Source organism: Streptococcus cuniculipharyngis, from assembly GCF_007859195.1.
GTDB lineage: Bacteria > Bacillota > Bacilli > Lactobacillales > Streptococcaceae > Streptococcus > Streptococcus cuniculipharyngis.
Genome location: NZ_VOHL01000003.1, coordinates 14,365 through 29,056, shown reverse-complemented (window position 1 = coordinate 29,056; position 14,692 = coordinate 14,365). Strand labels below are relative to the sequence as shown.

Sequence of the window (14,692 nt, the reverse complement as noted above, 5' to 3'; positions counted from 1 at the left end):
GAGTTATGGCTAATAAATATCAATCGGTTAAGTTAAATTTCATCATGAATTTTATTTTAACCATTTCCAATTTTATTTTTCCTTTAATAACCTTCCCTTATGCTTCACGGGTCTTGGGTGCTAGTGGTATCGGTACTGTTACCTTTGCGACATCTATTATTTCGTATTTTTCGATGGTTGGCATGTTGGGCATTCCAACCTATGCCATTCGAGCCTGTGCCAAGATTCGAGATGATCAACGAAAGTTAGAAAAAACCGTCCAAGAGATTATGCTCTTAAATTTGATTGTGATGGTTTTTGCCTTAATCGCCCTGGTTATTGCAGTCTTGTCCGTTGACCGTCTCAATCAGGAAAGGGTTCTTTACCTGGTCTTGGGGTCAACCCTCTTATTCAATGTCCTGGGTGTCGATTGGCTTTATCGGGCCTTGGAACGTTATTCCTATATCACCCTGCGGTCTATTGTTTTTAAGGTCATCGGCCTGGGGTTGTTACTGGTCTTGGTCAAGGAAACCGATGATTACATTTTATATGCTGGCATTAGTGTTTTTGCTTCGGTAGGCTCAAATCTCTTAAATTTTATCAATCTGAGAAAGATAGTGAGTTTGAGACCAACTGAGAAACTAGACCTACGACCTCACATTAAACCCAGTCTGACCTTTTTTCTCTTGTCAGTATCTGCGACCATTTATTTGAGTGTTGATACCACCTTACTGGGCTTTATGTCAGGTGATGTGGAAGTTGGTTATTATTCGGCGGCTGTCAAACTTAAACAAATCTTGGTTGGGGTGGTGACTTCCTTGGGGGCAGTTCTCCTGCCTCGCCTATCCAATTATTATGAACAAGGCAAGCACGTGGAGTTTAAGGCCTTGGTGCAGAAGGCTGTCAATTTTGTGTTTGTCATTTCAGTGCCCTTGATGGTTTATTTCATGATTATGGCCAAGGAGAGTATTCTCTTTATCTCAGGGGAAGGGTTTTTACCAGCGGTTCTTCCTATGCAGTTGATTATGCCAACCATTTTATTCATTGGTTTATCCAATTTGATGGGCTTTCAACTCTTAGTGCCAACCAATCGTGAAATCTTGGTAGTCTATTCAACCATTGTAGGTGCCTTGGTTGACTTGGTCTTGAACCTGATTTTAATTCCCTCAATGGGAGCCAGCGGGACAGCCTTTTCAGGCAGCATGGCAGAATTATCAGTTGCCCTGGTTCAAATCTTCTTTTTGCGAGACTTGATTTTGGACATGCTGAAAAACAGTTCCGTCTTGAAAGTGGTCTTGATGACAGGTTTAGTAGCGGGTCTAACCGTCTTGCTCAAACCTATCCTGACCGTCAGTCCTTTTTTCAGCCTAGCTATTACAGGAATGATCTTTTTTGGCCTCTACGGTCTTCTCTTGTTATGGTCTGGGGAACCCTTTATTAAGGGCATTTATCAATCAATCTTAAACAAATTAAAACGAGTAAAGTAAAGGAAATTCTTATGTCACAATACGATTATTTAGTTGTTGGAGCGGGCTTGTTTGGTGCAGTCTTTGCTCATGAAGCCGCCCTTAAAGGGAAGAAAGTCAAGGTCATTGAAAAACGTGACCACATCGCGGGTAATATCTATACGCGTGAAGAAGAAGGGATTCAAGTTCATCAATACGGTGCCCATATTTTCCATACGTCAGACAAGGAACTTTGGGATTATGTCAATCAATTTGCGGAGTTTAACCGCTATACCAACACCCCTATTGCCAATTACAAGGGAGAGATTTATAACCTTCCCTTCAACATGAATACCTTTAACAAGTTGTGGGGTGTGGTGACACCAGCAGAGGCTCAGGCTAAAATTGATGAGCAACGCTCAGTTCTTGGTGGCAAAACACCTGAGAACTTGGAAGAGCAGGCGATTTCTTTGGTGGGAACGGATATTTATGAAAAATTGATTAAGGACTATACCGAGAAACAATGGGGCAAGGCTTGTACAGAACTTCCAGCCTTTATCATCCGCCGTTTGCCAGTTCGTTTGACCTATGACAACAACTACTTTAATGACACCTATCAAGGTATCCCGATTGGTGGTTACACACAAATCGTGGAAAAAATGTTGGCCCATGACAATATTGATGTAGAAGTCAACGTTGATTTTTTTGCCAACAAAGAACAGTACTTGGCAGACTATCCAAAGATTGTCTTTACAGGGATGATTGATGAATTCTTTGATTATGAGCTAGGTGAGTTGGAATACCGTAGCCTGCATTTTGAAACAGAGACACTTGATATGGAAAATTATCAAGGGAATGCGGTGGTGAACTACACAGACAGTGAAACACCTTACACACGGATTATTGAACACAAACATTTTGAATTTGGTACGCAGCCAAAAACCATTATTACCAAAGAGCACTCTAAGACTTGGGCTAAGGGAGATGAACCTTATTATCCAGTCAATAATGACCGTAACAACCACTTGTACAAGGCTTATAAAGACTTGGCAGCGAAACAAGAAAATGTTATCTTTGGTGGTCGTCTAGGTCACTATCGCTACTATGATATGCACCAAGTCATTGCAGCGGCCCTACAATGTGTTCGTGGTGAATTGAAGGACTAAGAACTTGAAAAATATAAAGATTATCGTTGCCACCCATAAACGGTTTCAAATGCCTAAGGATGACCAGCTCTATTTGCCACTCCATGTCGGACGTTTGGGGAAAGAAGATTTAGGTTATAGGGGAGATGACTCGGGAGACCATATCTCCCACTTAAATCCCTATTATTGTGAGTTGACGGGTCTTTATTGGGCTTGGAAAAATTTGGATTGTGATTATCTGGGTTTGGTCCACTATCGTCGTTATCTGACCAAGAAGGCTCAGCCCTACCGTGAGGACCTGCTTATTGATGATGTGATTTTGGGTCAGGAGGATTTGGAGACGTTATTGGCAGAGGCAGATGTGATTTTGCCTAAGAAACGTCGTTATTACATTGAGACCCTCTATTCGCATTATGCCCACACCCACGATGCCCAGCACTTGGAAGTCACCCGTCAGATTTTAGCAGAAATTGCCCCTGATGATGTGGCAGTCTTTGACAGGGTCATGGCCCAACGGAGTGGCTACATGTTTAACATGTTTGTCATGTCCAAAGATTTGGTCAATGATTATTGTAGCTGGCTGTTCCCGATTATTGACCAACTGTATGCTCGTTTAGATATCTCTGGCTATTCAGCCTTTGATGCTCGGCTATTTGGCCGGGTCAGTGAGCGTTTGTTCAATGTTTGGTTGGCTAAAAAAGAGCTTAGCATCAAAGAAGTGCCCTTCATGTACATGGAAAAGGTTAATCTATGGCATAAAGGAAAATCCTTCTTGCAGGCTAAGTTTATGGGCAAAAAGTATGGACAGAGTTTTTAAGTTGGTATTTAAATTAGGCTAGAAAGGATTAGAAGAAACAAAGTTTCTGGCGATTCAATGGTTTTATATGTAATTATTTTCTTGTCTTTACTATTTTTAGTTTTTAACTATTATATATGTAATAAGGATTTTTTGGCACCATCCATGATATTCATTTTAATGTTTTTAGTTCAATCCATTATGTGTTTGATAGCAACAAGTTATTTGAATATCATCTTTCATACGGAAGTTTTAGGTTTACTGCTAGGAAGCTACTTGATATTTACATTTTTCAATATCTATAACGCAGTTATAATTGATAGGAAAATGAATAGTTTTAAAAATATGACAACAGTAGTTTCTAGTAAACTTTCTTTTTTGAAATTATCATCATGGGTATCTTGGCTATTCAATATATTATCTGTTTTTCTAATTTATTCGAATTATAGGTTTCTCCAAAGATTATCAAATGCTTATGGAGGGTCAAGGTCATTATCAGAGATGATTTCTTTATATGATAATTTAGTAAAATTTAGACCTGAGATCTACCGAAGCCTAGCCGTCCATAGGCCATTCTATTATACTGCCCTATCAATGCTGGTATTAGCAGGAAGCTATTTAACTGTTTATGTTATTGTTAATAATTTTATTGTAACCAAAAGAGTAAAATGGTCTCAAATTTTAACTGTCATATTACTTGTTATTGGTATGTATTTCAGCGGTAGTCGTAGTCCAATTTTTCGTGTGATGACCTTTACTGCTTTTATTTATTATGCTTTATCTGTAAGAAATGGTTTACAAATTTTTCAAAAACGTAAGATTTTTAGAAAATTTATCCGATGGGCTATTGTACTAATTATTTTATTTTTGAGTACCCTAAGCCTTTATGGACGAACCAATTCTTATAACATTTTCCATTATTTGTTTATTTATTTTGGAGCTCCTCTTTGGAATTTAGATACTTTTATTCAGAACTATGATTTGCCTAGATTAACAGAGGTGTTTGGAGAACAAACTTTTATATCTTTTTATAATAGTTTTTTGAAAAGTGGATTTTTACTTAATCTTCCTTTTGTTAGAGCTAATGCAACATATGGTTTAGGAAATGTTTATACAACATTTTATCAATTCTTGTATGATTTTGGCTGGTTTGGAGTTGTTCCTTTAGTAACCATTTTAGCTGGCTATTATTCAATAAGTTATCGAAAAATTATGGAGGCAAAAAGTGCTATAAATTTTGATTTTAGCTTATTTGTTTATGCTTATTTGTTTAATGACTTAGTGATGCTCTTTTTCTCTAATCGTTTTTATGAAACGATTTTAAATAAACAAAATCTCACTATGCTTGTTTTGGCCTTTATTATGGGAGGTATTCTATTTAATCGAGGGATTAAGCTTGGTACTTTTAAACTTACCTTAAAAAAATAATGTAAAAAGTATTTATAAGTGTTATGGGGGTTAGTTTCTGTAAGAATTCGTGAGAAGCTGTACTACTATATAATCCAAGCCAGCGGGTTTATTGTGATAGTTGAAGACTTCATTGGAAGGAAGAGTAATAGTTATGGACAATATAAAACTGATTCAGCGAAAAGAATTGGCTATTTTAAAAGAATTTATTAGAATCTGTGAAAAACACCAGTTAACCTATTATATTTTAGGGGGAACTTTACTGGGTGCTGTTAGACATCAAGGATTTATCCCTTGGGATGATGACATTGATATTGGCATGCCACGTACTGATTATGAGTTTCTGATGAATCTGCCACAAGAAGAGTTTAAGGCACCTTACCAATTGGTTAATGAAAAGGTAAACCCAGAGTTTACCAAAGCATTTATGAACTTACAGGATAAAAGCACAAGTATTATCATGACTTATAGTAATGAAAGGTCTGAGCAAGCCTTGTGGATAGATATTTTTCCTTTAGATGGTATGCCAGCTAATAAAGTAAAAAAATACTGGCATGGGAAACACTACCTGTTTGCTAGAATGATGGTGCAGTTATCGCAGTTCAATAAAATTGTTAATGTCAATAAAAAAAATCGTCCGTTGTTAGAAAAAGTCATTATTAAATTAGCAGATGTATTCAAGATTGAGAACGTGTTAAATTATAAGAAATACCAGCAGTACTATATCAAAGTGATTAGTAAATATGACATGTCTGAGGAATATGCTGGTAATTATACGGGGGCCTATAAGTTACGTGAGATTGTTCCAAGTAAGTATTTTGGTCGGGGCACTGTTCTACAATTTGAAGATCTTATGGTAAATGCTCCAATGGATTATATCGGATATCTTGAAGCGATTTATGGCCCTAATTATATGGAACTGCCTCCTATTGAAGATCGTGCACCGCATCAATATGAAATTATTAAATTATAGGGAGTAGTCATCCAAGGAGTTGCCTAGTTTTAAAGGTGTAAAGCCTACTGAGATAGGAAAATAGAAGGAGAATAAATGAATAAAACATTAACCATTTCAATTGCAGCTTATAATGTTGCGGATTATATTGAGGAAACCTTGGATAGTTTGGTGGCTTCCCAATATATTGATGATTTGGAAATTTTTGTGGTTGATGATGGTGGGCAGGATGCGACTCTGTCAATTGCCCAAGATTATCAGAAAAAATACCCTACTAGTATTATTCCTGTCCATAAAACGAATGGTGGCTATGGAACGACAGTTAACTATAGTTTGGAGCATGCCAGCGGTAAGTACTTTAAGCTACTAGACGGTGATGATTGGGTACAGACAGAGGCTCTTGACCAACTGGTAAAACAGTTGAAAGTGATTGATACAGATTTGGTTGTGACTTCTTTTCTAAAAGGTCCAAGCATGCCAGAGATGGAGACACAGGCCTATGGTGATTATTTGCCCCCTCACCAAGAGCTTTTAATTGCGGAAGTGGCCAATCCACCAATCTTAGGAATGTGGGCCATGTGTTATAAGACAAGTGTTCTTCGTGCAGCTGGCTTGAAACTACCAGAGCGGCTCTTTTACACAGATCAACTATTTTGTACCCTTCCGATTCCTTTTGCCAAGACGATTCAGTATTTTGACTATCCCGTCTATTGTTATCGTCTTGGCCGAGACGGTCAAAGTGTCAGCAAGGAGTCACGCCTCAAGAATGCTCAAATGACTTTAGACATCTGCCAACAGTTGGTGACTTATATCTCAGAATATGAAGACCATCCAAATTACATTTATTTGCAACGTAGAGTAGCTTCTTATTATGCTTCTGCCTTAAAAACCATCTTATTGTCACCGATGTCGTTTGAAACTATCGCTCGATTTAAAGCTTATGATCAGTTAATCAAGAGCCTTTCTATCAAGATTTATACAAGTGTTTTAACAGAAGGTAAAACTGGGAAAATTATTACTTTGGCACGAGTGACGAATTATATTGGCCTATGGTTACTCAAACCAATATACAGAAATGGAATCAAAAACTGGGGCTAGGTCTAGTGCCAGAAAGAAAAGCCGCTATAATGGCTGATAGAGAAGAAAGAGGTTTAATGAATGATTTATGCAGGTATTTTAGCTGGCGGTAAAGGCACTCGTATGGGCCTACAGGATATGCCAAAGCAATTTTTGGAGTTGGGTAATCGTCCTATCTTGGTCCATACCTTGGAGAAATTTATTTTGGTGCCAGAAATTGATGTGGTTGTAGTGGGCGTTCATCCGGACTGGGTGACTTATACAGAGGACTTGATTGACAAGTATTTGTCTAGCTATAAAGAGCGTATCTGGGTGACTGCAGGTGGCACAGATCGCAATACCACCATTGAAAATATCATTAACGCTATCAATGACCGTCAGGCCATTACTGCTGATGATATCATTGTGACCCATGATTCTGTTCGTCCTTTTGTTAGTCTCAAAACTATTCAGGAAAATATCCAACTGGCTCAGACCAATGATGCGGTTGACACAGTAGTTGAGGCGACAGATACCATTGTTCAAAGTCGAGATGGTCAGGTCATTTCAGAAATTCCAGAGCGTCAGTATCTCTACCAAGGTCAAACACCACAGAGTTTCCGCATGACTGATTTTCTTACCCTTTATCAGGCCCTTTCAGCTGAAGATAAGGAAGTCTTAACAGATGCTTGTAAAATATTTGTTATCAGTGGCAAACAGGTTGCCTTAGCCAAGGGTGACTATGCTAATATCAAAATTACAACGGTTACTGACTTAAAGATTGCTCGTAGCATGATTGAGGAAAATTAAGATGTTAAATCAAGTTTATCAATTAATTAGACCTAAAACCATTTCCATCAAATATGAAGAAGTTGACATGAACACCTCTGACAGGGTCTTAATCAAGCCCCATTACATGGCCATCTGTCATGCTGATCAGCGCTATTACCAAGGAAAACGTGATCCTAAGGTGCTAGCTAAAAAACTACCAATGGCTCCGATTCATGAAGCTAGCGGCATTGTCCTAGCTGATCCAACCAATACCTATCAACCTGGACAAAAGGTGGTCATGGTGCCCAACCAACCACCTCATCTAGGGGATGAAACCTTTTATGAAAACTACCTTAAAGGGCTCCATTTCTTATCTAGTGGCTTTGATGGGTTCATGCAGGAAGTGGTTGCCCTCCCAGTGGATCGTGTGGTCCCTTATCAAGATATTGCAGATGAGATTGCCGCCCTGTCGGAATTTTCGAGCGTCAGCATGCACGCCATTGAGCGTTTTGACAAGCTAGCCCATCACCAACGTGAGCGAGTGGTTATCTTGGCGGATGGTAGCCTGTCTTATGTCTTGGCGACCGCCCTCCACTATAAATTCCCTGAGATGAAAATCACGGTCATTGGTCGCAATGTGGAAAAACTCCGCCTGTTTAATTTTGTTGATTCAACCTACCTGACTAATGAGGTGCCGGCTGATTTGAGTTTTGACCATGCCTTTGAGTGTGCTGGTGGTCAAGGCAGTGAACCAGCCATCAATGATATTATCGATTACCTCAAACCACAAGGCACAGTGGTCTTGATGGGTGTTAGCGAAAATAAAATTGCCATCAACACACGTGATATTTTAGAAAAAGGCTTGACCGTTGTGGGTTCCTCACGGTCGGGGCGTGCAGATTTTCAAGCGGCAGTTGAGATGTTGCAGGATAAGACGGTGCAAAATCGCCTACGCAATATCATCTACTTGGAAAATCCTGTCCAATCTGTTGATGATATTCACCGTGTTTTTGCAACTGATTTGACGACATCCTTTAAAACGGTCTTCAAGTGGGACATGTAAGGTGTTGAGACTTGTTCCGTCAGTCAAGCTAATGATTCGGGTAGGTGATTTTTATGGTAGCAAGAAATTATGGTTTTGATTTATCCCAAGGGTTGACGCCAAACGCTTATTTCTACTATTTAGGAACGTTTTCAATTCCCTTGTTCTTTATGATGAATGGTTACTTCTTGCTCAACAAGCCCCAGCTCGACTACGGCTATGTGGGGAAGAAAATCATCTCCATGTTAGTTATTGTTAGCTTTTGGACACTGTTATATTGGTTAGTGAAATGGGGTGGGGGTAGCGAGGTCCACAATCCCCTAAGAAACATGTTAGCAGCTTTGGTGCAACGAGGTTATTTTTTCCAGTTTTGGTTTTTTGGAAGTTTAATGATCATTTATGTCATGCTTCCTCCCTTACACCGCTGGTTTCAATCCTATCGGCTTCTTTTATCCAGTAGCCTTGGCTTCTTACTCATTGGAACCTTGATTCAGGCCTTGAATGTCGTTTTGCCATCTTCCTTGGTGCCCTTGCAGGGACAGGTTATTCAAACCTTTCGATTGTGGACCTGGTTAGCTTACTACCTTTTGGGTGGTTTGTTGGGACGGTCAGAGTTCTTACAGGCCATTGGTGGCTGGGTTAAGTCATTTGCAGGACTGGTAGGACTGGGCCTATTGGTATTACCAGTTATCCTATTTACCATTTGTCGGGAAGTCTTTCACCTGCCCTATGCAGAATACTTCTATGATTCATTGCTGATTAAGATCTTGGTGGTTCCTATTTTTATTATCTTTATGCGGCTAGAGCTTCCTGACAGGTATCGACCAATCATCACATTGACCTCATCGCTGACAACCGGGATTTTTATCTTACATGTTCATTTGATTAATTTATTGAGCCGTTTTTGGGATCTTACCCAGTTCCCTAATAGCCTACTTGCCATTCCTGTTGTTTTTCTTGTGAGTGGGCTCCTATCTTTCTTGATTGCTCACCTACCTTTTTGTAAACGACTGATTACCTTTTAATGTTGTTGAGAGAAGCACACCTAGCTCCTGACTGGACTAGGCATTGGCTAGAAAGTCCCATTGAGGGCAAGGATTCCCTGGACGTGATGGATTAATTGCCCAGTGGCATCCTTTGTTATTAAAAATTAAAATAGAGGAATATAATGAAAAATAATGTGTTGGCTCTAGTTGTTACCTACAACAGAAAAGAGCTTTTATTGGAGTGTGTGAATGCCTTGTTGGCCCAGGAAACTAATTGTGATATTTTAATTGTTGACAATAAAAGTACCGATGGCACAGAAGAGGCACTCGCCCCTTACCTAGCAGCTGGCCAGATTGACTACATCAATACGGGTGAAAACCTTGGTGGAGCTGGTGGTTTCAACTTTGCCCTTAAAGAAGGTGCTTCTCGTGATTATGACTATTTTTGGTTGATGGATGATGATACCATTGCTCATCCTGACACCCTAACGGAGTTTGTTAAGGCAGCCCAAGCCCTTGATAATAAGTTTGGCTATTTGAGTAGTTTTGCCAAGTTTACCGACGGTGCTCCTTGTCGCATGAACTTGCAAGATGTCGCAGATTCTGGCTGGTATGCAGGACTGCCAAGTTATCCAAGCTTGGTTAAGATTAAGCGGGCGACCTTTGTGTCCTTCTTTATTAAAAAAGAAGTGGTTATCGAATATGGTCTGCCAATCAAAGAATTCTTTATCTGGGCAGATGATTCAGAGTATTCCCTACGGATTGCTAAACACTTGCCTGCCTATCTGGTTGGGACGAGTCAAATTACCCACAAGATGCAAGTCAACGCAGGAACTACCTGGCGTGTGCTACTCAAAGAAGATTCAGACCGTGTGGGACGCTATTTCTATAACGTACGCAACCGCTTCTATATCAAAAAACAAGATGGCCTTTGGCCAGCAACAGTTTATTTCTTTAAGCAAATAGCCTTGTCTTTCTTGCTTCTGTTTGCGGCTAAAAGCTATCGTTTCAAAAAATTCAAGATTGTTTGGCAGGGCTTGCTTGCAGGCTTAACTTTCAATCCACCAGTAGAATATGTAGCGGCGGAGAAATAGTCTCTTTGATGTGGCTACTCACTGTTTTAGATGGATGACAGGAGGATGAACGAGAATAAGCTTGTTCATCTTTTCTTTATGATATAATAGACTTATGAGCAAACAAGATATGATACAGATTTTTGACACCCATACCCACCTCAATGTGGAGCAGTTTGACGGTCGGGTTGCAGAAGAACTTGCCCTAGCCAAGGAGCTAGGTGTAACCTGCCACAATGTGGTTGGTTTTGACCGCCCAACGATTGATAAGGCCTTGGCTCTGGCCGATCAATACCCAGAGATTTACCTAACCCTTGGCTGGCATCCGACTGAGGCTGGAACTTATGATGACGACGTGGAAAGCTATTTGCTCAATGCTCTCCAACACCCCAAGGTTATCGCTCTGGGGGAGATTGGCTTAGATTATCACTGGATGACGGCTGACAAGGAGACGCAGGCGCGTGTCTTTCAGCGTCAGATGGAACTGGCTAAAGAGTTGAGACTACCTTTTGTTGTCCATACCCGTGATGCCCTTGAGGATACCTACCAAATCATCAAGGAGGTTGGTGTCGGACCAGCCGGAGGGATTATGCACTCTTATTCTGGCTCTTTGGCAATGGCAGAGCGATTTGTTGATTTAGGCATGATGATTTCGTTTTCCGGTGTTGTGACCTTTAAGAAAGCGGTAGACATTCAGGAATCAGCTCAACACCTGCCATTGGATAAGATTTTAGTTGAAACAGATGCCCCCTACCTAGCACCAGTTCCTAAACGAGGTCGGGAAAACCGCACTGCCTACACCCGCTATGTTGTTGATAAAATCGCAGAGCTGCGTGGCTTAACGGTTGATGAAGTCGCAACAGCAACTTACCAAAATGCGTTGAAGGTGTTTCAGTTAGATGGAAAAAATTAAGATTGCAGAAGTGATTGTGGTTGAAGGCAAGGACGACACCGTCAATCTGAAACGGTTTTATGAGGTCGACACCTACGAAACCCAAGGTTCAGCTATCAACCGGGTTGATTTAGAGCGCATTGAGCGACTGCATCATCTGCGGGGGGTAATTGTCCTGACCGACCCAGACTTTAATGGCGAGCGGATTCGAAAAATGATTAGTCAAGCCATACCTACTGTCAAGCATGCCTTCCTTAATCCCCATGAAGCTGTCCCAAGCTCTAAGACCAAGGGACGTTCCTTGGGCGTTGAACATGCCAGTTTTGTTGATTTAGAAAAAGCCTTGGCTAGTGTGCGTGGTCCCTCTCAGGACCGAGCACCATCTGATATTCGCCAAGCTGATTTAGTCAGACTAGGGCTTGTCTTGGGAGCTGATAGCCGCAAACGACGAGAATACCTAGGCCAAAAGCTCCGCATTGGCTACTGCAATGGTAAACAACTGCTCAAACGTTTGAACCTTTTCGGAATAGATTTAGTTGAGGTGGAGCAGGCTTTGGGAGCTTACGAGAAGGAGTAAAGATGAAAATCGCAGATTATCGTGTGACCAAGGCGGTTTTGGACCGTCATGGGTTTACCTTTAAGAAATCTTTCGGTCAGAATTTCCTGACCGATACTAATATTTTACAAAAAATTGTTGACACAGCAGAGATTGACAAACAAGTCAATGTCATTGAGATTGGTCCTGGGATTGGGGCTTTGACCGAGTTCTTGGCTGAACATGCAGCCGAGGTCATGGCCTTTGAGATTGACGACCGCCTGATTCCGATTTTGGCGGACACCTTGGGACATGTTGATAATGTGACCGTGGTTAATGAGGATATTTTGCAGGCGGATTTGCAAGAGCGGATCAAGGCCTTCAAAAATCCTGACCTACCGATCAAGGTGGTGGCTAATCTACCATACTATATTACAACGCCCATTCTCATGCACCTGATTGAGAGTAAAATCCCTTTCAGCGAGTTTGTCGTCATGATGCAAAAGGAAGTGGCTGACCGGATTTCTGCCCAGCCTAAAACCAAGGCTTACGGCAGCCTGTCCATCGCTGTCCAGTACTACATGACTGCCAAGGTGGCCTTTATCGTGCCACGGACAGTTTTTGTGCCGGCCCCCAATGTGGACTCGGCCATCCTCAAAATGGTCCGTCGTGACCAGCCCTTGGTGACGGTCAAGGATGAAGATTTTTTCTTCCGTGTGGCCAAGGCCTCCTTTGTCCATCGGCGTAAAACCCTTTGGAATAACCTGACTAACCATTTTGGCAAGTCAGATGACATCAAGGCCCAGCTGGAGCAAGCTCTCCAAGTGGCCAATCTAGCTCCTAACTTGCGTGGTGAGGCCCTGTCTATTGAGGACTTTGCCAGCTTGTCAGATAGCCTCTTGATGGAGTTAACCGTAAAGGATTAAACCAAGCCCTGTTAAGGGCTTTTTCCTTTTGTCCTGGCGCTAGAGTGTTTCTCTTACCTGTCATAAAGTTGGCGAGCACTCAGCCGGTCTATTCGGCTGATCATCTGCTAAGACACGAATAAAGCTTCCATAGCCTACTTAATCACAGATAAGCAGATATTATCCTTAAAAATCAAGAAATCCCCCTCTATTTGTTTTAAATATCAAACATTAATAAGCCCTAATGATAAAAAATAAAGGAATCGAAGTTGTTAGCGTTTTCCAAAAAATGCAAATATGTTATAATGACAGTAAATCAGTTAGGTTGGTGATAATGAGTTGATAGTTGTTGAGGCTTAGCAAGCCTTAACAAAGTAGGTATGGAAATGCTTGACGTGTTCCTAGCGTCTGTTGATGATAGGCGAGGTCAAGATGCTACAGTTAATCAAAGAAAACGCGCGCATGATGTTGAAAGTCTTCTTGCCCAAGACGGTTAGGGGTGACGTGTCATCAGGTGAGGTGTTTGAGAACTAGACGCATGATGTCAGCTATCATCTTGGGAAATCGATAAATTTAGGAGGGGAAGTATGGATAAAAAAAGGCTAATAGGTCAAAAAATTCGTCAAGAGCGGGAACGCCGTGGCCTCACACGAGAACAATTTTGTGGGATGGAAACGGAGTTGACCGTGAGACAGTTGATGAGGATTGAACAGGGCAAATCCCTACCAACCTTAGTCAAACTTGAATATATTGCAGCAACACTGGGACTTCAGGTGACAGATATCTTGGGTGAAAATAATATTCAGATTCCAGAAAGTTATTTTGAGAAAAAATACCTCCTGTTCAAGAGCAGTTCCTATGGGGATGCTGAGCGGATTTCTGAAAAAAACCAACTCATTGCGGAAATCTACCAGGCATATTTTGACCTCTTGCCGGAGGAAGAACTGTTAACCTTGGACCTAATTGAACGCTTGTTGGACTGGCAAGTGGAGCCTCGGGGCGACATGGCAGACCTTTTGTTTGCTGATTATTTGAGTCAAGTGTTAATCAAGGATGTTTATAGTTTAAATGACCTCCTGTTGATAAAATACTACGCCTTGCAATGTCAAGGGAACGTCAAGCCCCCTCACAACCTAAAGGTTTGCTTGGATAAGGTCCTAAAGCAAGCCATACAAGGGCATGAATTCTACAATGTTGGCCTATTGGGTGCCCTGAGTACAATTGCCGGGGCCTATCTTGCCAGCCAAGACTATGACTGGATGCTCATTGCGGTTGACCGGATGGATGACATTATCCAGCAAACTTTGCAGCAAGTTTATCGACCAGTAACCCTTGTCTTTAGGGCCAAATATTACGTTTATCATCTAAAGGATAAGACGAAGGCCAAACAAATCTATGACATGGCTACTTTGTTGGCCCAGGATATTGGCGATCAGGTTTTTTTGACGAATTTAGCTCAGGAAATCGCAAAAGATTTGGCCACCGATTAAGTAGGGTGACATCCATGTCCTGTTCTTTCTTTCAATCTTGTATTACAATAGTCATGTAATAACAAAGAGAAAGGATAGTCGTGATGAAAAAACAACTGTTACTCCAACTATTTCTATTACTGTGGCTCATTATTAATGGCTAAGAGAACTTCGGTTCTCTTTTTTTGCGTCTATCTTCTGTTCAGAAAGCGATGTCAAAAGTTTTCCTCTCTAATAGG

General features: G+C 41.0%; 14 protein-coding genes. All 14 read left to right on the top strand.

Translation table 11 applies throughout. The features are described from left to right. Positions 1-5: 5 nt before the first annotated feature. The 14 genes from FRX57_RS04985 to FRX57_RS04920 all read left to right on the top strand — a co-directional run bounded on the left by FRX57_RS04985 (position 6) and on the right by FRX57_RS04920 (position 14,474). Entirely contained in the window at positions 6-1,466 is a 1,461-nt protein-coding gene (locus tag FRX57_RS04985) for a flippase (RefSeq protein WP_146567311.1), read from the top strand. A gap of 11 nt (positions 1,467-1,477) precedes the next feature. Beyond that, complete coding sequence (gene glf / locus FRX57_RS04980; RefSeq protein ID WP_146567310.1) at positions 1,478-2,590, top strand: UDP-galactopyranose mutase; 1,113 nt, start codon at positions 1,478-1,480, stop codon at positions 2,588-2,590. A 4-nt stretch (positions 2,591-2,594) separates the two neighbouring features. Continuing rightward, entirely contained in the window at positions 2,595-3,386 is a 792-nt protein-coding gene (locus tag FRX57_RS04975; RefSeq protein WP_146567309.1) for a DUF4422 domain-containing protein, read from the top strand. 57 nt (positions 3,387-3,443) lie between these two features. Further along, complete coding sequence (locus tag FRX57_RS04970; RefSeq protein ID WP_146567308.1) at positions 3,444-4,793, top strand: O-antigen polymerase; 1,350 nt, start codon at positions 3,444-3,446, stop codon at positions 4,791-4,793. Between the two features lie 133 nt (positions 4,794-4,926). Then, entirely contained in the window at positions 4,927-5,745 is an 819-nt protein-coding gene (locus FRX57_RS04965; protein ID WP_146567307.1) for a LicD family protein, read from the top strand. Positions 5,746-5,820: 75 nt separating this feature from the next. Further along, positions 5,821-6,822: a glycosyltransferase family 2 protein gene (locus tag FRX57_RS04960; RefSeq protein WP_146567306.1), complete on the top strand. Its 1,002-nt coding sequence runs from the start codon at positions 5,821-5,823 to the stop codon at positions 6,820-6,822. 60 nt (positions 6,823-6,882) lie between these two features. Next, complete coding sequence (locus FRX57_RS04955) at positions 6,883-7,590, top strand: IspD/TarI family cytidylyltransferase (protein WP_146567305.1); 708 nt, start codon at positions 6,883-6,885, stop codon at positions 7,588-7,590. 1 nt (position 7,591) lies between these two features. Beyond that, the gene (locus FRX57_RS04950; protein WP_146567303.1) at positions 7,592-8,614 is read left to right on the top strand and encodes a zinc-binding dehydrogenase; all 1,023 of its coding nucleotides are present in this window, start codon (positions 7,592-7,594) and stop codon (positions 8,612-8,614) included. A 53-nt stretch (positions 8,615-8,667) separates the two neighbouring features. Beyond that, the gene (locus tag FRX57_RS04945) at positions 8,668-9,618 is read left to right on the top strand and encodes an acyltransferase family protein (protein ID WP_146567301.1); all 951 of its coding nucleotides are present in this window, start codon (positions 8,668-8,670) and stop codon (positions 9,616-9,618) included. 143 nt (positions 9,619-9,761) lie between these two features. Then, the gene (locus FRX57_RS04940) at positions 9,762-10,673 is read left to right on the top strand and encodes a glycosyltransferase family 2 protein (protein ID WP_146567298.1); all 912 of its coding nucleotides are present in this window, start codon (positions 9,762-9,764) and stop codon (positions 10,671-10,673) included. Positions 10,674-10,785: 112 nt separating this feature from the next. Next, a complete protein-coding gene (locus tag FRX57_RS04935) occupies positions 10,786-11,565 on the top strand; it encodes a TatD family hydrolase (protein ID WP_186600835.1) in 780 nt (259 codons plus the stop codon). After that, positions 11,552-12,121: a ribonuclease M5 gene (gene rnmV, locus FRX57_RS04930; RefSeq protein WP_146567296.1), complete on the top strand. Its 570-nt coding sequence runs from the start codon at positions 11,552-11,554 to the stop codon at positions 12,119-12,121. Before FRX57_RS04935 ends, rnmV begins: the two co-directional genes overlap by 14 nt. A 2-nt stretch (positions 12,122-12,123) precedes the next feature. Beyond that, the gene (rsmA, locus tag FRX57_RS04925) at positions 12,124-13,005 is read left to right on the top strand and encodes a 16S rRNA (adenine(1518)-N(6)/adenine(1519)-N(6))-dimethyltransferase RsmA (RefSeq protein ID WP_146567294.1); all 882 of its coding nucleotides are present in this window, start codon (positions 12,124-12,126) and stop codon (positions 13,003-13,005) included. A 566-nt stretch (positions 13,006-13,571) separates the two neighbouring features. Further along, positions 13,572-14,474: a helix-turn-helix domain-containing protein gene (locus FRX57_RS04920; protein ID WP_146567292.1), complete on the top strand. Its 903-nt coding sequence runs from the start codon at positions 13,572-13,574 to the stop codon at positions 14,472-14,474. Positions 14,475-14,692: the final 218 nt, after the last annotated feature.